Annotated in this window: 20 protein-coding genes and 1 pseudogene; 3 read left to right on the forward strand and 18 right to left on the reverse strand. The window is 57.9% G+C overall.

Annotated features, from left to right (window positions below; translation table 11 throughout):
• Nucleotides 1-61: 61 nt before the first annotated feature.
• The 5 genes from MFP24_RS23425 to MFP24_RS23445 all read right to left on the reverse strand — a co-directional run bounded on the left by MFP24_RS23425 (nucleotide 62) and on the right by MFP24_RS23445 (nucleotide 5821).
• Entirely contained in the window at nucleotides 62-1303 is a 1242-nt protein-coding gene (locus tag MFP24_RS23425; protein WP_249232279.1) for an acyltransferase family protein, read from the reverse strand.
• Nucleotides 1304-1750: 447 nt separating this feature from the next.
• The gene (gene ydfG, locus MFP24_RS23430) at nucleotides 1751-2500 is read right to left on the reverse strand and encodes a bifunctional NADP-dependent 3-hydroxy acid dehydrogenase/3-hydroxypropionate dehydrogenase YdfG (protein WP_249232278.1); all 750 of its coding nucleotides are present in this window, start codon (nucleotides 2498-2500) and stop codon (nucleotides 1751-1753) included.
• A gap of 27 nt (nucleotides 2501-2527) precedes the next feature.
• Nucleotides 2528-3580, reverse strand: a complete 1053-nt coding sequence (locus MFP24_RS23435; RefSeq protein WP_249232277.1) for an aldo/keto reductase — start codon at nucleotides 3578-3580, stop codon at nucleotides 2528-2530.
• Between the two features lie 157 nt (nucleotides 3581-3737).
• Nucleotides 3738-4955, reverse strand: a complete 1218-nt coding sequence (locus MFP24_RS23440) for a glycosyltransferase family protein (RefSeq protein WP_249232276.1) — start codon at nucleotides 4953-4955, stop codon at nucleotides 3738-3740.
• Nucleotides 4956-4996: 41 nt separating this feature from the next.
• Nucleotides 4997-5821, reverse strand: coding sequence for a mannosyl-3-phosphoglycerate phosphatase-related protein (locus tag MFP24_RS23445; RefSeq protein WP_249232275.1), 825 nt, complete (start codon nucleotides 5819-5821; stop codon nucleotides 4997-4999).
• A gap of 282 nt (nucleotides 5822-6103) precedes the next feature.
• Here MFP24_RS23445 and MFP24_RS23450 point away from each other — a divergent pair, with 282 nt between their 5' ends.
• Complete coding sequence (locus MFP24_RS23450) at nucleotides 6104-7729, forward strand: dipeptide ABC transporter ATP-binding protein (protein ID WP_249232274.1); 1626 nt, start codon at nucleotides 6104-6106, stop codon at nucleotides 7727-7729.
• Here MFP24_RS23450 and MFP24_RS23455 read toward each other — a convergent pair.
• From MFP24_RS23455 to MFP24_RS23485, 7 genes are read right to left on the reverse strand one after another with little or no spacing between them, the layout of a single operon-like run.
• Entirely contained in the window at nucleotides 7709-8545 is an 837-nt protein-coding gene (locus tag MFP24_RS23455; protein WP_249232273.1) for a sulfurtransferase, read from the reverse strand. The genes MFP24_RS23450 and MFP24_RS23455 overlap by 21 nt on opposite strands.
• Entirely contained in the window at nucleotides 8545-9543 is a 999-nt protein-coding gene (locus MFP24_RS23460; RefSeq protein WP_249232272.1) for an ornithine cyclodeaminase, read from the reverse strand. Before MFP24_RS23460 ends, MFP24_RS23455 begins: the two co-directional genes overlap by 1 nt.
• Before the next feature lies 1 nt (nucleotide 9544).
• A complete protein-coding gene (locus tag MFP24_RS23465) occupies nucleotides 9545-10543 on the reverse strand; it encodes a 1-aminocyclopropane-1-carboxylate deaminase/D-cysteine desulfhydrase (RefSeq protein WP_249232271.1) in 999 nt (332 codons plus the stop codon).
• Between the two features lie 45 nt (nucleotides 10544-10588).
• Complete coding sequence (locus MFP24_RS23470) at nucleotides 10589-11938, reverse strand: M20/M25/M40 family metallo-hydrolase (protein WP_249232270.1); 1350 nt, start codon at nucleotides 11936-11938, stop codon at nucleotides 10589-10591.
• Nucleotides 11935-12849: an ABC transporter permease gene (locus tag MFP24_RS23475; RefSeq protein WP_249232269.1), complete on the reverse strand. Its 915-nt coding sequence runs from the start codon at nucleotides 12847-12849 to the stop codon at nucleotides 11935-11937. Before MFP24_RS23475 ends, MFP24_RS23470 begins: the two co-directional genes overlap by 4 nt.
• Nucleotide 12850: 1 nt before the next feature.
• Complete coding sequence (locus MFP24_RS23480; RefSeq protein ID WP_249232268.1) at nucleotides 12851-13711, reverse strand: ABC transporter permease; 861 nt, start codon at nucleotides 13709-13711, stop codon at nucleotides 12851-12853.
• Nucleotides 13708-15201, reverse strand: coding sequence for an ABC transporter substrate-binding protein (locus MFP24_RS23485; protein WP_249232267.1), 1494 nt, complete (start codon nucleotides 15199-15201; stop codon nucleotides 13708-13710). The genes MFP24_RS23480 and MFP24_RS23485 overlap by 4 nt, the downstream gene beginning before the upstream one ends.
• A gap of 191 nt (nucleotides 15202-15392) precedes the next feature.
• Here MFP24_RS23485 and MFP24_RS23490 point away from each other — a divergent pair, with 191 nt between their 5' ends.
• Nucleotides 15393-16055 (forward strand): FCD domain-containing protein, encoded by a 663-nt coding sequence (locus tag MFP24_RS23490; RefSeq protein ID WP_249232266.1) that lies wholly within the window; start codon nucleotides 15393-15395, stop codon nucleotides 16053-16055.
• 14 nt (nucleotides 16056-16069) lie between these two features.
• Here the strand turns inward: MFP24_RS23490 and MFP24_RS23495 are convergent, their stop codons facing one another.
• From MFP24_RS23495 to MFP24_RS23520, 6 genes and pseudogenes are all read right to left on the reverse strand, one after another.
• Nucleotides 16070-16903 carry a helix-turn-helix transcriptional regulator gene (locus MFP24_RS23495; protein ID WP_249232265.1) on the reverse strand — a complete coding sequence of 278 codons (834 nt, stop codon included), beginning with the start codon at nucleotides 16901-16903 and terminating at the stop codon, nucleotides 16070-16072.
• A 19-nt stretch (nucleotides 16904-16922) separates the two neighbouring features.
• The gene (locus MFP24_RS23500) at nucleotides 16923-17549 is read right to left on the reverse strand and encodes a YbhB/YbcL family Raf kinase inhibitor-like protein (RefSeq protein ID WP_249232264.1); all 627 of its coding nucleotides are present in this window, start codon (nucleotides 17547-17549) and stop codon (nucleotides 16923-16925) included.
• Nucleotides 17533-18188 (reverse strand): annotated as a pseudogene (locus tag MFP24_RS23505) (alpha/beta fold hydrolase); the annotation flags it as partial. The gene MFP24_RS23500 and the pseudogene MFP24_RS23505, both read right to left, overlap by 17 nt.
• 681 nt (nucleotides 18189-18869) lie before the next feature.
• Nucleotides 18870-19157 (reverse strand): type II toxin-antitoxin system RelE/ParE family toxin, encoded by a 288-nt coding sequence (locus MFP24_RS23510; protein ID WP_249232263.1) that lies wholly within the window; start codon nucleotides 19155-19157, stop codon nucleotides 18870-18872.
• Nucleotides 19154-19420, reverse strand: coding sequence for a CopG family ribbon-helix-helix protein (locus tag MFP24_RS23515; RefSeq protein WP_249232262.1), 267 nt, complete (start codon nucleotides 19418-19420; stop codon nucleotides 19154-19156). The genes MFP24_RS23510 and MFP24_RS23515 overlap by 4 nt, the downstream gene beginning before the upstream one ends.
• 179 nt (nucleotides 19421-19599) lie before the next feature.
• The gene (locus MFP24_RS23520) at nucleotides 19600-20712 is read right to left on the reverse strand and encodes a 5-methyltetrahydropteroyltriglutamate--homocysteine S-methyltransferase (protein WP_249232261.1); all 1113 of its coding nucleotides are present in this window, start codon (nucleotides 20710-20712) and stop codon (nucleotides 19600-19602) included.
• A gap of 338 nt (nucleotides 20713-21050) precedes the next feature.
• Between MFP24_RS23520 and MFP24_RS23525 the strand changes: the two genes are divergently transcribed.
• Nucleotides 21051-21320 carry a YjbD family protein gene (locus MFP24_RS23525; protein WP_249232260.1) on the forward strand — a complete coding sequence of 90 codons (270 nt, stop codon included), beginning with the start codon at nucleotides 21051-21053 and terminating at the stop codon, nucleotides 21318-21320.
• The last annotated feature ends 84 nt before the right edge of the window (nucleotides 21321-21404 follow it).

The raw sequence follows: 21404 nt of genomic DNA on the forward strand, positions 1-21404 counted from the left end.
GCTATTATGACGCCTAATAGGCTGTCGATAAAGCCGGTTTTCCTCCGTCGTCCGGTGGGCGCTATTTGGCGCAGGAAGAAGATTGAGCGACGGCGCGGGCGAGCGCCTGCGGCTCGCGCCGTGTTTTTTTACCGTGCGATATTATGATAAAGGGTTTCTCGATCTTCAAATAGGTGAATACGCTGATAAGCGTCACCAGGGCGAAAGCGACCGCCAGGGCGGCGAAAGCGCCGAAGTCCGGGTAAATCAGCGTAAAGGCGGAGGTCAGCACCAGCCCGTGAATAATATAGGTGCTGTAGCTGATTATGCCGCTGAAGCGAACCGGTTTCAGCGTCAGCAGGCCGAACAGCGAGTTGCCGCTGGCGGCGATCAGGAAGAACAGCGCGATCAGCAGTACCGACAGGCTGGTATAGGCGAATTCGAAAAGAGAGAAGCTCAGCGCCACGCTGCCGATGGCCAGCGCGGCGAACAGCCGTTTCAACCACGGCCGCGCATTGATATTGCGCGTTTCACGCTGGAACGAGGGGAACTGTTGCAGCGTCGCGGTCAGCATGCCGCAGATAAAGGCGAAGAGGATACTGTAAGTGCCGCCGGTAATCACATCGAAACCCAATAGCACCAGCAGGACGGCCACGGCGCCGAGCAGCATCAGCAGCGAGACGACCCTGTTTTTGCACAGTGAGGCAAGAAAGGGGAACAGCGCGTAAAACTTCACTTCAATCGCCAGCGTCCAGAATACGCCGCACAGGATCAGCCATCCCGGTTTGCTGTCGGTTAACGGCATCCCCTGAACAAAGCCGAACGACAGCCACGAGGCGAGGGAGTTGACGAAATAGCGCATATCCATATTACTGCTGAAGCCTATCAGGAACGACAAAAAATAGACGCAGATGACGGCAAACAGATAGAGCGGCAGTAAACGATATATTCGGCGCTTATAGAAAACGCCCACGTCGCCGGTGCCGCCCTTTAGCGCTTTGTTCCAGAATAAATAGCCGGTAATCATAAAGAATACCATCACGCCGAAAGATCCGAACTGGGTTAATGTGCGATGAATGGTTTCATTGAAATAGGAGATATAGCCGGCGTTGATTTTCCAGGTCGAGTCGGTAAAAAGATTGGACATCAATATCCCATGATGAATGATAACCGTCGTCGCGGCCAGACCCCGTAGCCCGTCGATGGTGGATATTTTCCCGCCGTCGCTAATTTCCTCCGCGAATTTATTTTTCAGCAGCGGATAAAACAGAAAACAGGAAAAAATCGGTAATGTACACACGGCTAAAAATAGTAATGCCTGCATCAATTACGCTCACTTCATGGCAAAAAACTCCATCAAGCATAGTGCGGCGGGTCGGCGGGATCAAGCAAGACGGCCGATCGGCGCTATTGGGCGCCCCCGGCGGCTAAATAACTATCTTACTGTATTTCGAATAAATTTCGCGAGAGAAAGCCGCGGGGGAAAATAGATAAAATTAGGGATATTCTTAATAAACCTTACGCAAGGTCCGTCAATAAAAATTGTTGTCAATAAGCAGAAAGTAAGGAAAGGTATTAAATTTGGAAAAAACGAAAAATGATATTTCAGGAGTATTATCATCGTCAAGGTGACGACGGCGATAATAGCGCCTAAACGGCGAGCAAATAAAAAACTTATTCCCTTGAAACATAATGAGGCGGATTTTGCCGTATGGAGGCGCTTATTAAACCCGGCGGCGGGGCGCGAAGCGGAACTTCGCGCCAGACGGGATTACTCCTCCCGATAAACGTTCAGCCCGGCGAAAGACTGGCTGACCGGCATCATTTCCAGGGTGTTGATATTGACGTGGGCCGGCAGGGTCGCGACCCAGAATACCGCTTCGGCGACGTCTTCCGCGGTAAGCGGTTGGGTCTTGTCGTAGGTTTTGTTGACTTTATCTTCGTTGCCTTTAAAGCGCACGGCGGAAAACTCCGTGCCGCCGACCAGGCCCGGCTCGATATTGGTGACGCGAACCCGGGTGCCGAACAAATCCGCCCGCAGGCCGAGGCTGAACTGGCGCACAAAGGCTTTGGTGGCGCCGTATACGTTGCCGCCCGCATAGGGCCAGTTGCCGGCGGTGGAACCGATATTGATCACATGCCCGGTATTACGCTTGACCATATGCGGCAACAGCGCGCGGGTGGTAAAAACCAGCCCTTTGTTATTGGTATCGATCATGTTTTCCCAGTCGTTCACATAGGCTTTATGCGCGGGCTCCAGGCCCAGGGCCAGCCCGGCGTTGTTCACCAGAACATCGATGTCGCGCCAGGCGGCGGGCAGCGAGGTCATCGCCTGATCGATGGATTTCTGGTTACGAACGTCAAGCCGTAAGGTATGCAACGAGGCTCCCAACGCGTTTTTCAGCGCATCCAGGCGTTCCTGACGACGGCCGCAGGCGATGACCTTATGACCCTCCTGGATAAATTTACGGGTAATTGCCTCGCCAAATCCGGCCGTGGCGCCGGTAACGAAAATTATCATGTTGTTATTCCCTCAGACGGTGTTTGATTATTTTAAATACGGGGCGATAAGCGACAAATCGGCGCTGCCAAGGCGGTCGGCGGCGGTTTGCGCCTGATGCCAGTACGGGTACAGCAGGGGAAGTCGACTGACCTCATTGAGTCGCGCAATCTCTTGCGGGTCAAGAATAACATTAACAGCTTTAAGGTTATCTTCAAGCTGGTCGTCGCGACGCGCCCCAATGATTACCGAACTTACCGCGTCATTGTGCAGTATCCAGGCCAGGGCGACCTGGGCGGCGGAGATGCCGCGCTGCGCCGCAATATCCACCAGCACGTCGACGATATCATACAGCGCATTCTCATCCCGCACCGGCGGTTCATTCCAGTTCTCCAGGTGGCGGGTGGTTCCCTCCGGCTGTTTATCGCGGCGATATTTCCCGCTCAGCAGGCCGCCGGCCAGCGGGCTCCAGACTAAAACGCCCAGCCCCTGATCCCGGGTAATCGGCAGCAGTTCATACTCCGCTTCCCGCGCCTGCAGGGTATAGTGGATCTGCTGGCTGACCGGCCGTACGGTGCGTTGGCTTGCGGCGACGCCCAGGGTTTTCATCAAATGCCAGCCGGAAAAGTTGGATACGCCGACGTAGCGTACTTTTCCGCTGCCGACCAGATGGTCCAATGCGGCCAGCGTCTCTTCCAGCGGGGTCAGACCATCCCACTCGTGCAACTGGTAGAGATCGATGTAGTCGGTATCCAGCCTTTTCAGGCTCGCTTCGCAGGCGCGGATAATATGGTGGCGGGAAGAACCGCGATCGTTGGGTCCGCTACCCATGGGAAAACGCGCTTTGCTGGCAATCAGAACCTGATGACGTTTATCTTTCAGCGCCTTACCAAGAATTTGTTCGGAAGCGCCGTCGGAATAAACGTCGGCGGTATCGAAAAGATTAATGCCCGCGTCGATGCAGCGATCGATTTGCCGGCGGGCGCCTTGCAGATCGGTATTACCGGTTTTGGCAAACTTTCCCTGACCACCGAATGTCATGGTGCCCAGGCTCAGGACCGAGACTTTCAGGCCGGAACGGCCTAACTGACGATATTGCATGGTTAACTCCCTGACAGGTTGCAAGACAGTTATCACTCTGTGCCACTTTATCTGAAAAATCCAGTTCCATGACATCGCGGAGTGATGCGCTACCTACTGATTATTCACGCTGATTTATCGCCGCCGGGAGGCGGCGGGGCGCGGTCATTCAACGCGTTCAGTCGTCCTGATTATCCGCCTCGACCGCATTATATAACCGCTCAAGCACATCGGGGAAAGCGGACTGTACGCGGTTCCAGCTGGGCACAAAGGGTTTGTCCCCCGGGCTGTCGCTGTAAACCTGGCCGGAAAGCGTAATCACGTCGGAAAAAAGCTCGACGGCGGACTCTTCTTTATGGCGATCGAACTGCAAACCGTTCATGCGGGCATCGTGTTCGAAGGCGTCGATCATATCCAGCGCGGTACGATAGTAGGTCGCCCGCAGCACGCGGAAAGAGTCGCTGGTAATATTCACGCCCTGAATAGCCAGCTTGCGGTACAGCGCCTTGGTGATATCGATGGCCATCCGTTGCAGGCCCGTAGTGGGGTCGTCTTCCGATATCGGCTGGTGTTTATGATCGTAGTTGTCGGCGATATCGACCTGACAGATACGGCTGGTCGCCGTGCCGCGGTGGATCTCCGACAGCACGCCGATTTCCAGCCCCCAGTCGCTGGGAATACGCAGGTTATTCAAGATATGCGTTCGCATGGCGAACTCGCCCGAGAGCGGATAGCGGTAGCTGCGCATATACTCCAGATAGTCGGAATTGCCGTAAACATTTTGCAGCGACTTCAGCAGCGGGAAAACCAGCAGCCGGCCGACGCGTCCGTTAAGCTTGCCATCGGCTACGCGCGCATAGTAGCCCTTGCAGAAGTCATAATGAAAATACGGATTCGCCACCGGATAGAGCAGGCGGGCCAGCATGCCGCGCTCATAGGTGACAATGTCACAATCATGCAGCGCGACGCAGGAGGTGCGCCGCGACGCCAGGGTGTAACCGACGCAGAACCATACGTTGCGCCCTTTGCCCGGCTCCGTGGGCGACAGCGATCTCTCCGCCAGCTCATCGCTCAGCTGCTTCAGCCGCGGACCGTCGTTCCACAAGATGCGGTGGCGCTGCGGCAGGCGGGAGAAAAACTTGCGCGCGTTTTGAAACTGTTCCCGGTCCGCCCGGTCGAGACCAATAACAATCTCGCCGAGATAACGCACCTGGGACAGCTGCTCGATAATCTTGTCCAGCGCGGGCCCTTCCAGCTCCGAATAAAGGGAAGGGAGGATAAGCCCCATGCTGTTTTGCCCGGAAAACACCTGTAGATCGTATTCCAGCTCTTCCACGCTGCGTCGGGTCAGATTGTGAAAGTTGGTAATTATTCCATCCTGATAAAATTCACTCATCGTATTCTCCCCTACAAATTGTTTTTTATCTTATTAATATTTCAAGATGAAAGAGAATCACCAAGAAAGTGGTCCAGGCCTTCGCTCCAGCCGTCAGGCCCCCTATTGCGCGTGCGGTATAATTTGCCGGAATAGCTTTCCGGCAGGTCGACAAGCTGATTTCCCTTGGCCTTAATCACCACCGCGTTATCCATCGCCGCCAGCAGGGCGACATCGTTCGGTCCGTCGCCCAGGCCAATCGTTCGTACCCGGTTATCATTTTTAGCCGGGTACTGTTCTTTTATCCAGTTGGCCGCCGTTCCCTTACTGACGCCGCCGCCCATCACGTGATAAAAACGCCCGCCCTGGGTCAGCGATAACCCGAGATCCGTTAATGCCAGCCGAAAGCGGGCCAGGGAATCCGCATCGCCCAGCCATTGCAGCGGCTCGGAGGCTTCGCGACGGCGGGCGAGCGCGGCGCCGTGCAGCGGTAATCCGGTTAATGCGGCGACCTCGGCGGCATCCATATCGGCAAAGCCTTTAAAACGGAAGTCATGATTTTCCCGCAGCTGATGAAGGCGGGCGCAAATAAAAGCGTAGTCGGCGGAAAAAATCTTGCGCGGATAGTCCGGGTGCCCGTGCCAGTTGGCCGGCAGGGCGATCAGCGCGCCATTTTCGGCAATATAGGGAAGGTGGTCGAGGCCAAGCTCGTATTGCAGCCGCTCAACTTCGGCCGCGGTTTTACTGGTGGTGATGATAACCGGGATCTTATGCCGCGCCAGCCGTTCCAGCCAGGGACGCGCCGGTTCCCAACCGTAGCTATCGTGGTCGAGCAGCGAACCGTCGAGGTCGCTGAAAATCATCAGATTGACGCTCAATTCTGACATGGGATCTCCATAAATTATCGGGGATACACGAAAATAACGATGGGTGTGAACGCTGCGTTGCGCGACGGTCCGCTGCCGATTTTGCTATCAGACCGATAAGGAAAATGAAATGCGGTTTACATTGCCGTCTTTAACTGTATGCAATAATCGCCGGTTACGCAAACCAGGCGCCCAAGTGCGCCGCAGGCATACCTTATCCCGAATCGGACTAAGCCCGCCGCGTCGCCGGGAGAGAATATAGGATATATTCTTTACTCACCTTTCTCTGGCAGGCGGCGCTTTATGTCATCAGCGACACATTTATTAGAAGCAACCGGACTCGGCATAGGAACCGTCGACGGGCTTGCTCTGGTTAATGACATTTCCTTTTATGTCGACCGCCGCGAGATCGTCGCGCTGGTGGGGGAATCGGGGTCGGGCAAAACCCTTAGCGCGCTGGCGCTGATGGGGCTGCTGCCTGAGGGCGTGCGGCAGCATCACGGCGCCATTATGTTTAATGGCGCGACGATCGCCGGCCCGCAGCGGCCTTTCGCCGCAGGGTTACGCGGCAGGCAGATGGCCACCGTCTTTCAGGAGCCGATGACCAGCATGAACCCGGTGCTGAAAATCGGCGAGCAGATTGCCGAAGTGCTGGTGCGTCACCGGCAGTTAAGCTGGCGACAGGCGCGCCGGCAGGCGATAGAACTGCTGGATCGCGTCGGAATCATCGATCCCGCGCACTGCGCCGGACAGTATATTCACCAGCTTTCCGGCGGCATGCGCCAGCGGGCGATGATCGCCAGCGCCATCAGTTGCAAACCCGCGCTGCTGATTGCGGATGAACCCACCACCGCCCTCGACGTCACTATTCAGGCGCAGATTCTGGCGCTATTGCAGGAATTGCAGCGGGAGATGGCGATGGGTATTTTACTGATAACCCACGATCTCGGCGTGGTGGCCCGCTATGCCGATCGCGCCTATGTGCTGCATCGCGGTCATATAGTCGAGCAGGGAGATGTTCCCACGCTGCTCACTTCGCCGCAAAACCCCTATACGCAAAAACTGATTGCCGCCTCAGGGTCCGAGCCGCTGGCGCCGACCCTGTCCGGCGCCGGCCGGCCGTTGCTCAGTTTACGCGCCCTGACCAAAAGCTACCCGCGGCAACAGGCGCGGTTTTTTTTCAACAGGGAGCGCCGGACGGTATTGTTTCCCACCACCATCGATATTTATCGCGGTGAAATTGTCGGGCTGATTGGCGAGTCGGGGTCGGGAAAAACTACCCTGGGGCGGGCGGCGATAGGGCTGATCCCGGCGGACGGCGGCGAGGTGATTTTCGACGGCACCGATCTCCGACGGGCGAGCAAAGCGCAGAAACAGGCTTTACGCCGCCGCGCGCAGATTATCTTTCAGGATCCTTACGCCAGCCTGAACCCCAAAATGACCATAGGCGAGCAGATAGCCGAGCCGCTGCGCGTGTACAAACTCCGGCCGGTAAAGCACATCCCGGCGCGCGTCGCCGAACTGCTTGAACTGGTGGGGCTGGAGCCGCAGCACGCTCGCCGACTGCCGGGGGAGTTTTCCGGCGGACAGCGTCAGCGCATCGCCATTGCCCGCGCGCTGGCGCTGGAGCCGGATTTACTGGTGGCCGACGAAGCGGTTTCCGCGCTGGACCTGTCGATTCGCGGACAAATACTGGCGTTACTTAATCAACTACGGCAACGGCTTGGCTTGACGATCCTGTTTATCAGCCATGATTTGGGCGCGGTGCGTCAGGTTTGCGACCGGGTGGCGGTGCTGTATCGCGGCAAGGTGGTGGAATATGGCGCCGCCGCTCAGGTACTTAACGCGCCGCAGCATGAATATACCCGCGAGCTGATCGCCGCCGCGCCGGATATCCGCCAGGCGCTGTTATTGCGCCGCACCGGTTAACAACGGCAGTTCGGCATGTTCCGCCCATTCATGCCAGGAGCCGACGTAAACCGCCAGGTTTTGATAGCCCGCCAGCCGCAGCGCGGCGAGAACCGTGGCGGCGCGCGCGCCGCGATGGCAGTAAATCATAATGCGCTGTTGCGGGGATAACCCGACGCCCGCCGCCAGTTCGGCAATCCTGTCGCCAGGCAGGAAATGGCCGTCTTCGATGACCTCCTGCCAGAATAAAAGACGGGCGCCGGGTATGCGTCCGGCGCGGTGACAACAGTCATGCACAAAGCTGCCGTCGAATTCAGCCGGCCGCCGCACATCAAGGATCACCGTGACGATATCGTCCGCGGCCCGTATTTCGTCGCGGCTGGCGACCCAGCTCCGTTGGCGCGCCGTCAGCGGCGCGGGCGGCGTGGTTTCAGCATCGCCAGCCAATATGGCCGCGCGGGCGCCGTTTCCCGGCCGTAAGGTTCCTCCCGCCGCTAGCCAGGCGTCGACGCCGCCGTCAAGAATCAGGGCGTCTTCCCGGCCGATAAGCCAGGCGAACCAGGCGCCGCGCGGCGAGCGCATCCCAACCTGCCGTTCGAAGAAAACCGGGATGCCGCTATTATTCTGCGCCAGTCGCCGCCACTCCGCCTGAAAGGATGCCGCCATCGCCGCCAGCCCCTCGGCGGTGCAGTCGGGAATAAAATAATCGTAAACGTTCATATTGGCCGCGCCCGGCAGCGTGGCGCTGCGCCAGTCGGCCTCCTCCCGCACGTCAATCAACAGGTAGGATTGCCCCAGTCGCTGTTGCGTCAATATCTCTTTGGCTGTTATCAACATCACTGAACTCCTGGAAACAACGGTAATAAGCGGCCGCGCTGCCGCCGTTCGGCATCCTGCAGCAGGCGGGCGGCGAGGGCGATATCGAAAACGTTCAGGCCGAAAGAGGAAAAGTACACACGGTCGTCGGCCGCGGGCCGCCAGTGGTCGATCAGCAGGTGGCCGAGATCGGCGGCCAGTTCGTCGGGGGAAAAGCTCCCGGCGCGGAACATCTGAAACAGACTTTTGGCGCTGGTCTGGCTGAAATCGCCCCACAGATCGGCGACGACTTTAGTGGCCCGGCGGATGCCGGCGAACTGCATTTCGTGATAACCGATTTGCAGCACGATGGTGCCTTCACGCAGCGCCGGCGCGCCAAGAAAGGGCTGCGTGGCGCTGGTACAGGTGATAAGCGCATCCGCTTCGCCGGCGAGGGCCGCGGCCAGGGTGGCGGGACAGGCTACCGGCCACGGCAGATCGCCGGCATTAGCCAGCAGGCGTTGGCGTTTCTGCGCGGTGCGGTTCCAGCTGATCAGCTGTTCCAGATCGGGGAACAGGGATTTCAGCATGGCGATATGCGCCTGCGCCTGCACGCCCGCGCCCAGCAACAGCACCCGTTTCACCGGCCGCGGCGCGGCATGGCGCAGCGCGATCGCCGAGACGGCCGCGGTGCGCGTCGCCGTCAGCAGCGCGCTTTCCACCAGTCCGACCGGCACGCCGCTGTCGGCGCGGTTGATAAGGGTAAGCGCCAGCGCCTGCGGCAGCGAATCCGCGGCCTGGGGACGGTGCGCCGTCCACTTGACCCCGGCGGCGTTAAAACGTCCGCCGACGTAGGCGGGCAGGGCGTAGGCCTTACCGAGCGGCGTCGCCAAATCGATATGGGTTTCCGCGGGCATATGGGCTTCGCCGCCGCGCATCAGGTGCACCACGTCGATAACATCCTGTAAGGCCCGGTGCGGGTCGGCGCCGCCCAGTTGGATGACATCCTGCTGGCTGAGATAACGTAACGCCGGCCGCATCTCAGCGCTCCAGCAACGTTTGCGCGAACGGGTATAGCGCCGGCGAGCCGCCGCAGTGGATGAACAGCACCCGCGCTCCCGGCGCGATTTCCCCTCGTTCGACCAGGTCGATCAGCCCGTGCATGGCCTTTCCGGTATAGACCGGATCCAGCAATACCCCTTCGGCCTGCGCCACGCGGTAAATCGCCTCGATACCGCCCGCCGAAGGCACGCCGTACGCCGCACCGACAAAATCGTCTTCGATCCAGATATTCTCCGGCGCCCAGCGCTGCGGCCATTGCAGTAAGTCGGCGCACTCCTGCGCCATGGCGGAGATGCGCTGCTGAAACCAGGGCGCTTTGGCGCTGACGCTGATGCCGACGATTTTGGTCTGCGGCCAGTATTGGCGCGCGCCGACATACAAACCGGCCAGCGTGCCGCCGGACCCGGTTGGCGCGACGATCGCCTCCGGGGGCCGTTGCCCGCGATCCTTGAGCTGGGAATCGATCTCTTCCACCGCCCGCACATACCCCAGGGCGCCCAACGGCGTGGCGCCGCCGAGGGGGATGATCATGGCTTTCAGGCCGCGCGCGGCGGCGGCATCGGCGTGCGCCTGCATCGCGTCGGCTATCTGACTGAAATAGCCTTCCGGATCGAGAAACTCCAGCTCGGCGCCGAACAGTTTGTCCAGCAGCAGGTTGCCCTGATAGCGGTCCGGCGGATTGCCGCGCAGCACCAGCACCGGGTTCATGCCGAATTTTCGCGCCGCCGCCGCCACCATCCGCGCATGGTTGGATTGGTGGCCGCCGGTGGTGATCACCACATTTATCCCCTGCCGGCAGGCATCGGCCATCAGGTATTCCAGTTTGCGCACTTTGTTGCCGCCGCCGCCAAACCCGGTGTAATCGTCGCGTTTGATTTCCAGCTCGATCCCCAGCGCCGCCCCCAGGTTCCTCAGCGGCTCGAGGGGAGTGGGAAAGAAACCGAGTGCCACACGTTCAAAGTCATCTACCGTTTTCATCTTGCCTATCCTGATATCGCGGCGCCGCGGCGCCGGGTAATAAAATCAAAATGCGCGCAGCCAGCAGGTCAGCGATTGCTGAAAGCGCCGCAATCCGCGCAGCGTGACAAATTCATTAACGCCGTGAGCGTTGCCGCCGTGGCCCAGGCCGCCGATAAGAAACGCCGGCGCCACCGGGGCGAAAGCGTAAGCGGGAGCGCACCCCGGCGCCCACGGCCAGATTTGCGGCCTGGCGTGGTGGTGGCGATAGCTGGCCAGCAACTCGTTAACGCCGGCGGCGTGCCGGCTGAAACGGTAGCCGGGATAGCTGTCGTCCAGCCGTAGTTCGACCCCTTCCAGCCCGGGTGCCGCCAGCCGTTGCCGCATGCCGGCTATCGCCTGCTCCGGGCTGAGTCCCGGCGGAATGCGTAAAGCCAGCTCCGCCGTGGCGCGATAGGGGATCACTCCCTTGCCGCCCGGCGGATCGGTATGTATCTCGGCCAGGTTGAGCACGGCGGCGCCGAGCCACTGCCGCAGGCAGCTCAGGGCGTCGCCGGTGACGAACGGCCTTGCGCTGCGGCGAAAACGCAGCTCATCCGCCATGCTGAAATTTTTCGCCAGTTCGACCAGCAGCGCATCGGCTTCTTTATCGGGGATAAGGCTATCCAGCACGCCACTGGCATGAGCGGGCGCGATGGCATTCAGGGCATCGACCAGCCGCCATGCCGGATTGGCTATCCAGCCGGCGTTGCTGGCATGAATGGCGGCCTGCGGGCCGCCCCAGGGGCCGCCGCTGACGGACAGCCTGCCGCTGCAAAGGCCGGTGAAGCCGAGATAAACCCGCGGTTGGCCGCCGCCGTACTCGCATAACGACGGAAAGAGCACCGCCGCGGCCGGGGAGACCGGGCAGGGGCGCTGCGCCAGGTAACGCCGCAGGTTGCCGCTGCCGCTCTCTTCCTCGCCTTCGAGAATAAATTCAATATTGACGGTCAGCTCTCCCGCCGCCAGCAGATGTTTAACCGCCATCAGCATTCCCGCCAGCGGGCCTTTGTTATTCTCCGCGCCCCGGGCGATAAACACCGCGCCAAGCGTCGGCCACTCCGTCACGCCGCCGGTAAAGGGCGGGATATCCCATCCCAGCGGCGTGGCGGGCATCACGTCGTACATGTTGTACAGCACCAGCGTTTTCGCCGCGCCCATCTCCAGCCGGGCATGGACCAGCGGCGGCGCGCTGTGCGACAGCTGCTGCCGGACGGGCAGGATCGGCCGCGCGCCCAGCTCCGTCTCCAGCCAGCTTTCCAGCCACTGCGCCAGCCCGCGCTGCTGCGCTATCTCGCCGGCGACGCTGCGAAACGGCGTGAGCGCCGTCAGTAATTCAAGGGTGGCTTGCACGGACGCATCAAGAGGTTCGGTCACAGGCGGATCCTCGGGTTGAGCACCACGTAGAGCAGATCGATAATCAGATTAATGCCGACGAAGACCAGCGCCGCCAACAGAACAATCGCCTGCACCAGCGGGAAGTCGCGGTTTTGGATGGCCTGAACGGCCAGGCGGCCGATACCCGGCCAGGCAAAGATGATTTCGGTGACCAGCGCGCCGCCGAGCAACGAGGCGAAATACATACCCTGTACCGTGACGACGGGGATCAGCGCATTGCGCAAAGCGTGGCGCACCAGGATGCGCCACTGGCTCAGCCCTTTGGCCCGCGCCGTGCGGATATAGTCCTGCTGCAATACGTCGATCAGGCTGGAGCGGATCAGGCGGGCGATGGCGCTCATATAATAGGCTCCCAGGCTTAACGCCGGCATAATCAGATGCGTTGCGTCGCCATAGCCGCCGGAGGGCAGCCAGCCCAGATTCAGACTGAACAGCATAATCAGCAGCAGGCCCAGCCAGAATACCGGTACCGCCTGGCCGCTGAAGGCGAACAGCCGCGCGATCAGATCCCAGGGGCTGTTTTGCTTCAGGGCGCTGAAGATGCCGAGCATTAAGCCGACCAGGGTGCTCCACGCCAGCGCGGTCGCCGCCAGCAACAGCGTGGCGGGAAGACGCTGCCCGATAAGGGCGGTGACGGGCTGGCTGTAGCGCAACGACTCCCCTAAATCGCCATGCAGCACGTCATGGAGGTAGCGGCCGTATTGCCATAATAACGGGCGATCAAACCCCATGCTGTGGCGAAACGCCGCGATTTCCTGCTGGGAGGCGCCGGGAGGCATCATTAGCGCCGCCGGGTCGCCCGTCAGATGCAGGCTGAAAAAAATCAGCAGCGAGACGCCGAACATCACCAGTACCGCCTGTCCGAGACGAGCCAAAATATATAGCGGCATCTTAATCGATCCTGGTATGCGTTCGGCGCGACAGACAGTCGCCCAGCAGATTGGTGCCGACGACCAGCGCGGCGATAAACAACCCCGGATAGAGCACCAGCCATTGGGCGAGCAGCATGGAGGATCGCCCTTCGCCGATCAGGTTGCCAAGCGTCGGCGTGGGCGGTTGAATTCCCATGCCGAGAAAACCTATCGAGGCTTCGAGGACGATCAGCCGGGGAATATCCAGCGTCAGCAGTACCACCAGCGGGGTGATGAGATTGGGTAACACGTGGCGCAATAAAATTCGCGCGGTTGAAAAGCCCATGGCGCGCACCGATTCGATATATTCCAGTTCGCGGATCTCCAGCGTTTTAGCGCGGGCGACGCGGGCATAAACCGCCCAGCCGGTTACGCCCATAATGGCGATGATGTTGGCAAGCGAGGTGCCGAACAGGGCCATAACCAGCAAAATCAGCAAGATAAACGGCACGGACAGCTGAATATCCATCAACCGCATAATCACCGCGTCCAGCCAGCCGCCCACATAGCCCGCCAACATGCCGAGCAATGAGCCCATCACCGCGGCGATGGATGCCGCCATCAGCACGATAAACAGCGACAGCCGGGTTCCCGCCAGAATACGCGCCAGCAGGTCGCGCCCCAGTTGGTCGGTGCCCAGCCAGTGCGTACCCGAAGCGCTGGAACTGCCCGGCGGCAGGAAGCTAGCGGCAAGATGGTTGGTCAGCGGATCCGGGAGTGGCAGCCAGGGCGACGCCAGCGCCGCGGCGATCGCCGTCGCCAGCAGCAGGCCGCCCAGCACCCCGTCGCCGTAAAAGAGACGACGGGGCTTTCTGCGCCATGCCGTATACCATGGGATCATTTAAGCCTCAGATCAAACAGCGGGATACGCGCATCGGGCCGCCCGGTAAACGTCAGGGCGCTGCTGCTGGCGTAGATCGAGTCTTCACGATACAGCGGGATCAGGGGTTGCCGTTGCGCGACCACAAGCTGGATTTGCTGCAATATTTTTTCGCGTTTTGCCGCGTCAACCGTCAGGCGGCTTTCATTGAGCAAGTTATCCAGCTCCGGCAGGCTGACGGTTGAATAGGGTTCGCCGGTATGCAGTATCGGATACAGCGCAGCATCGGCATCCAGGGTTTGGGTCGAACCCCAGGCCAGCATATACAGCGGCGCCTGTTTTTGCGCCGCCACCTGCTGGGTGTAAACCGACCACTCCGGCACTTCAAGCTGGGCTTTGACGCCGATCGCCGCCAAATCCTGCACGATCGCCTGCGCCACGTCGGCGCTGGCGATATAGCGGCGCGGCGCCTGAAAGCGCAGGGTAAAACCATCTGGATAACCCGCCTCGGCCAGCAGCGCTTTGGCTTTGGCGATATCCTGTGCCGGGGCCGGGATGGCCTGATAGCCGAAATCCTTGGCGCCCGCCATGGTTCCCGTCGGCGTGCCGAAACCGTGCAACAGCTGGCTGGTATAGGCGTCGCGGTTCAGCGCCAGGGAGAGCGCCTGGCGAACGCGCACATCGTCGAGCGGCGGCCGATCGTTTTTAAGGCCCAGATAGATAGTCAGCCCGCCGCCTTTGACCTGCTCCAGATGAATATTCGGCTTATTGCGCAGCGCCGGCACCAGATCCGCCGGAACGCTCTCCACCAGCTGTACCTCGCCGGTCAGCAGCGCGGTGACGCGGGCGGTGGCTTCAGGAATAGGGCGCCAGACAACCGAGTCGATGGCCGGTTTGCCGCGCCAGTAGTCCGGGTTGGCTTTCATAACCACTTTTTCGTCCGGCACGAACTCGGCCAGGGTATAGGCGCCGCTGCCGATAGGTTTACGGGCGAACTGCGCGCGGCCGACCTGGGCGACATAGCCAGGCGGCACGATATAGGCCGGGTAGCGGCTCATGCGCGTCGGCAGCAGCGGGTCCGGCCCGGCGGTATGGATCTGCACCCGATAGTCGCTGATGACCTCAACGGATTTAATGGTGCGGATATAAGAAATCGTCGGCGCGTGATTGGCCGGGTCGAGAATACGCTCGATGGAGAATTTTACCGCCTGCGCGTTAACCGGTTCGCCGTTGCTAAACTTGACCCCCTGACGCAGCTCGAACTGCCAGGTGGAATCATCAATCGCCTGCCAGCTGAGCGCCAGGCCGGGCTGCAGGTTCATCTGCGGGTCGCGCATCACCAGCGTGTCGAACAGATTATCGACCAGCGTCGCCGGCTCTTTCAAAAAGCCGGGATCGAGCGCCGTGGCGGAAGCCGACTGGGCGATCACCAGTTCGGAAGCGGAGGCGAGCGGAGACATCAGGCTGAACAACATGGCCAGCGACGCAAGCTTGCGGGCAGGTATTCTCATAAGATTCTTCCCCAAGTGAAGCCGCCAACGACAGGCTGACGGAATTAAAAACGCGTTAGCGAAAAACAGGCATTGTTTAATCGGTGTTCAACTTTTTGATACATGATATATCCTATATAATGCATTTCTGGCAGGCCACGGATTAAACCGCAAAAGGAAAGACAATTTTTTGCTAAAAGGAAAGGGGCATTATGTTTGAGATGGAAAAAGCGCAGCGGCTAAGCCTGACGATGCAGGTCGAGGCAAAGCTGAAAGCCGTCCTGATTGTCGGCGTGCTTAAACCCGGCGCGCGGCTGGTGACGAAAGAGATTGCCGGGCAGTTGGGAACCAGCGTCACGCCGGTGCGCGAAGCGTTGCTGCGCCTGGTGGCGGCGGGCGCGCTGGACGCCACCCCGGCGCAGGCTTTTTTGGTGCCGAACATACCGCTGGGTAAATATCAGGAGATCACCCTGATTCGTAAAAAGCTCGAAGGTCTGGCGGTGTCACAGGCGGCAGGCGCGCTGGATGCGGAAAAACTGGCCCGTTTGCAAACCCTTAATGCGCAATTTATGGCCGCCAAACGGCAGCAAAACGTTGAGCACGCCTTGCAGGCCAACCGTGAGTTCCGTTTCGCGCTGTATGAATATGCCGGGTTGCCGACGCTGACGTCGCTTATCGAGCAGCTATGGGTCCAGATCGGCCCCTGTTTTAACTATCTTTATCCCCAGTCCGCTGAAATGGCGCAGGGACAGCATAATTATGACGAGCTGCTGCTGGCCCTGGCCGCGGGAGACGGCGAACGCGCCGTGACGTCAATTCACAAGGCGATAGACGATGGCGCCGCCATTCTGGCGGAGCACTATTTTAGTCGATAGGCGTGTCTGAATCATCAGCGGATATCGGCGGGAGAACAGCCGAATCGCTGTTTAAAACGCAGTGAAAAGCGGGACGTGGCGCGATAACCGCAGGCATCGGCGATTTGAGCAAGGCTCCAGCGCGTCGTTTGCAGCAGCGTCATCCCGTGGTGCATGCGGATATCCTGCAGCAATGTGCGAAAGTGGGTCTGTTCTTCCGCTAACCGGCGCCTTAACGTCGCTTCGCTCATGCCGAGTCGCTGGCCTGCATGCGCCGCCGTCCAGGCGAACTCCGGCGAAGCGGCCAGCAACGCGGTCAATCGGCCGCCGAGGGGGGCCGAGTCGCGCGGCATAAAAAGGATCCCGCGTTCGGCCAGGGCGATCAGCACGCCGCTTAAACGATGCTGCTGCACCGGGTAACTTGGCGATCCGCCGTTAAGCCCGCGCAAACAGTAATCCAGCGTGTCGCGCAGTTCGTCGTCCAACGAGAGCGTTTTAAAACCGGAAAGGGGCGTCAGTGGGGCAAAAAATGGCGCCCGATCGCGATAAAACGCGGCAATAAGCTCGGATGAAAAGCTCAGATATAAAGACTGAAATACCCCCGTCGCCGCATCGGGGGTTTTACTTACGTTGGCCAGGGTATGCGGAGCAACCAGCATGATGTGCTCGGCGTTGTCCAGTTGCATGGATAAATCCTGCCCGCGGCTCAGGTTCAATCGCCCTGATTTCACCAGCAGCAGCGTCGCATCAAAAAAACGAAAATCGACGACCTGATGCGCATGTTGCAGGTAAGGCAGAGCCATCGAATAGAGCCGGTAGCGTTCTACCGGCAACGGAGCGTTGGTAATATCAGGGACGTCGCCTTTCATCGGTTTTCCCGCCAAACTTCTAACGCACGTCGGGATTGAGGCTGTACGTGCCGGTCAAACTCGCTTCAGCCAGAATATGGCCGGCGATAGCCGATAATACCGTCGGACCATCAAACTTGCCTTGCAGCTCCAGGCTTGGAATATCAAGCGCATAGAGCGTAAAGGTATAATCATGGGCAAGGGTATCGTTCCATGGCGGACAGGGACCGTCGTAACCGTAGTAATCGCCGCTCATCTGCTCATCGTCTTTAAACCAGGCGGTATAATCATTAATGCCGTGGCGTATTCCCGCCTCTGCGGATAGCGGCGCTTTTCCCCGCGGGGTAATGCCGTCGCTGTGGCTGCCGGCGGCAATTTCACGAACCTGCGCGGGAATATCCACCAGCACCCAGTGGAAAAAGTTAACGCGCGGCACCGATGCCGCAACTTCTTTTCCTTCCTGGTTGACGTTATCAAGGGTGCTTGGCGCATGAGGATCCACGCACAGCAATACCAACGACCGGGTGGCGGCCGGCACCTCGCTCCAGGATAGATGCGGGTTTTTATTGCTGGATAACGCCAGATGATTTTCGGCATCCTGAACGGCAAAAGCAAACTCGCCCGGAATGGGCGCACCCTGTTCAAAACTTTGGCTGGTCAATTTCATTGGAAATCCCCTCTAAATCGGGGTAGCGTTTCAGGTTGTTGGCATAATCCAGGAACAGATCCAGCTGGATATCCTTGTTGCCGGGGCGCTCAAGCAGCAGGGTATCAAGATGATATGTTTCAGGCGCCACTTTTTCCGGCTCCTTTACGCCGTGCAGATACTGCCAGCGAATTCCTTCCAGATTCATGACCGCATCATTAACAACTTGGCGATTTTCAGCGGACGCGTCTTCCCAGTAAGCGCGGACCGGCGCCCAGGCGTCACCCAGTCCTTCAAGATAGGCATTGCCGTTTTGAGAAATCAGCCCCGTCACCCGCTCAGGATAATTGAGAGCAAGGCGCAACCCGGCTGGCGCGCCGTAATCAAAGACATACAGCGCATAGCTTTCCAAACCCAACGCATCGACAAAATCGGTGAGGGTCTGGCCGAACGAATCAAAGCTGTAGCGGTAATCACGGTCTGCCGGAACCTCGGTAAAACCGAAGCCGGGCAGGTCAGGCGCCACCAGATGAAATTTATCGGCCAGCAAAGGAATCAACTCGCGGAACTGATGAGAAGAGCTGGCGAAACCGTGCAGAAGAACAGGGTCGGATTGGTCGGCTCGCCGGCTTCACGGTTGCCCGGTTTAGGCGGCAGCAGAAGTAGGGTTTGAGGATTGACCTGGGATGGAAATTCGCAGGTTTAGTTCAAAGACAATAGGAGAGGTCAGGTGATGCAGGTTATCTATGGGGCTTAATATCTTATTTAACATAATATACATTATGCGCACCAAGATAGGAGTGGGAGGGAACTGGTATTCCGGTGCTGTCATTGGTCGTGTCGATGCGCTGAATCAAATACCACTTCTTCAGTGCCATGCTCCAGATCGTTAAGAATTGCCTTTCGGCACTGTTCAGATAGCCAACGCTGATTACGTCGACGAAGTTTTTGTTTCATATGAACCTCGCTAAAAACTGCCGCGCCAAATCAGCAACAGCTTTACTTCACGGCGTTCCGGCCGGGTTATCTTCTGATTTCGATACCAGGATGGTGATTTATTCGCCCAGGCTGCACAACTGACAAAACGGGAACCAACTCGGCGATATGATTTCAGGCGACCATTGGGTATCCGGTCACGTGTCTTGTTTTTTATGGACATACTTAATCCTCTAAGTAATTGAATACTTAGAAAATATCGTATTGTTCATACCCCGTAAATTTTGACACCATAATAAAAAACTCCTTATTAATCAGCCCGAATTGTCATGGATAACTCTCTATCCTCCGGCATCCAGTCCACTTGATAGATTTTTCTCTTACTACCGATATGGCTTTCATTAATCACCCCCCTTTCATCCGGGGCCAAAGCTGCGACGTATGCACTAAAGCCAATACCCAAACATCATCCGACCGGATTTCGTAAATCAGACGATAATTCTCATGAGGAAAAATCTCTCGAGTGCCGGCAATCTCCCCCTCGTGCCCCATATAAGGAAAATCAGCAAGACGCTCGGCAGAGGCTTCAAATAACTCATCCATTTTCACAGCGGCATCAGGATTTTTTTCGGCAAGATATTCCCATATCTGCTGACTGTCATTGAGTGCTTGTTCCGACCAATAAACTATCACAAGCCACCTTTTATTTTAGCCCTGCGTGCGGCAAAGATAGCTTTTGCATCATTATGTTCGACACTTCTTCCTGCCGCTATATCCTGACGAGCAACGTTGACCTTATCTTCAAGGAAACGGCGGTATTCCTGACGCTCAATGTATTGTCTCATCAGATCGCGAACAACCTGTGATGCAGGACGATGCTCAGCTTCGGCTGCGGCCATAAAAGTATCACGCAGCTCAGCCTCAAGTTTCATGGTGAAAACGGCTTGCTTGGTCATGTTCTTACCCCCTTGAATATATACTAAAAAAGTATATACCTTTTCATCACCACGCGGAAGAAGGGACAATTTTGCCTATTTTCACGTTGTAGGTTATCTCGTCGCATTTTACAGCCGTTGGAGAGTCCGCAGGACTCCCCAACGCCCTTTTCTTTTACTTCACAAGCTGTCTGGGTCGGTTATTCACCCCAGACCTCGTTGGCGACTTCCACGATCAAGCGGATCTTGGCCCATTGCTCCTCCTCGGTAAGGGTATTTCCTTCTTCGTTGGAGGCAAAGCCGCATTGCGGGCTCAGGCAAAGGTGCTTAAGCGGAACGAATTTCGACGCCTCGCTGATGCGCGCCTTAAGTTGTTCCTTGTCTTCCAGTACCGGCGACTTTGAGGTTACCAGGCCCAATACGACGGTTTTACCCTCGCCCACCTTTTCTAACGGCTGGAAGCCGCCGGCGCGATCGGTGTCGTACTCCAGATAGAACGCATCGACATTTTCCTTGTTGAGTACGTAAGGCGCGACCGGCTCGTAGCCGCCGGAAGTCCACCAGTCCGACGAGTAATTCCCGCGGCATATATGGGTGTTGATCACCATATCCGCCGGCTTATCGGCGAGGACCTGGTTGTTGATATCCAGATAAAGCTGGGCGACGGTATCAAAATCGATATCCAGTCCTTTCATTTCATTGAATTTCTTCGGATCGACCAGGAATCCCCATGTGCAGTCGTCAAACTGCAGGTGGCGACAGCCGGCGGCGTAAAAGGCACAAACCACATCGCGGTAAGCCTGGACAATGTCTTTCTGGAGCTCGGTCAGATCCGGGTATTGCTGCAGCGTTTCCTGCAGGTTATCCGGGCGGAAAAATTCCCAGTAACATTGGGATGGCGATGGAATGGTCTGGCGAGCGATAACGTCATCGCCGGCAACGGACTTCAGGAATGTGAAGTGCTCGATAAAGGGATGGCTGGTAAAGCGTATCTTGCCAACAATCCGCGACGTATCAAATTTCGTGGTCACTTCATTGAACTTTACGCGGTAGTCCGACGACTTGCGTTCGATGCCGTCAAACCCCCAGAAGAAGTCCGAGTGCCACATGCTGCGGCGGAATTCGCCGTCGGTCACCGCTTTGAGGCCCGCGGCTTTCTGCTTGGCGACCAGGTCGATGATGGCCTCGTCCTCTATATGGCGCAGCTCGCTCTCAGAGATTTTACCGGCCTGAAAGTCGGCGCGTGCCTGCTTAAGCGCTGCCGGGCGGAGAAAACTACCGACAACGTCGGCTCGAAAGGCAATATCTTGCATAGATAATTGATGACCTGAAGGTAAATTAAAGAGAACTAACAATGGCGACGACGCAACCATCGCTTCGTTGACATAACGGCTGCCAGCTACCACTGACAGACCGTGACGATAGCCAGTTTGCCTTAATTTAAGGCTACTTAGAAGAGTATGTTGCGTAGGAATTTTATCGGACATGCGACGCAATGCGCGCTGTTTACGACAATATGTCGGCGCATTGATCCGCCCTCGCCTCGCGATTTAAAGCCGGATAAGGACCGTTTACATTGAAATAATTTTTCTGAGCGCGGCGCGGTTTTCCTCTACAATGAAGTTCCCTGCCCGCAACCAGGTCGATATCCATGCCAAGACTGACTCAGAAAGACATGACGGAAAGTGAACAACGCCAACTGAAAACCCTGCTCGATCAGGAAAGGAAAAAACACGGTCGCCCGCTTACCAACTCTGAAAGCAACCATATCAAAGACGATTATATTGATAACTTAATGAAAGAAAGGGAAATTCTTGCCAAGAAAGCGCGTACCGAGAAGAAAAAGAACAAGTTTAAGCCCGATGTCTCCGCCACCTATGAATGGTCGTCCAACACCAATTTACGCGGACCCCGCCGTTAGCGCGTTTAACTGCCAATGATTTACTCTGGCGGCAACGGATTGGCCGCCAGACGTAACGCCGTACTCTATGGCTTAAATATTTGC

It is taken from the genome of Brenneria tiliae (assembly GCF_023347575.1).
Classification (GTDB): Bacteria; Pseudomonadota; Gammaproteobacteria; order Enterobacterales; family Enterobacteriaceae; genus Brenneria; species Brenneria corticis.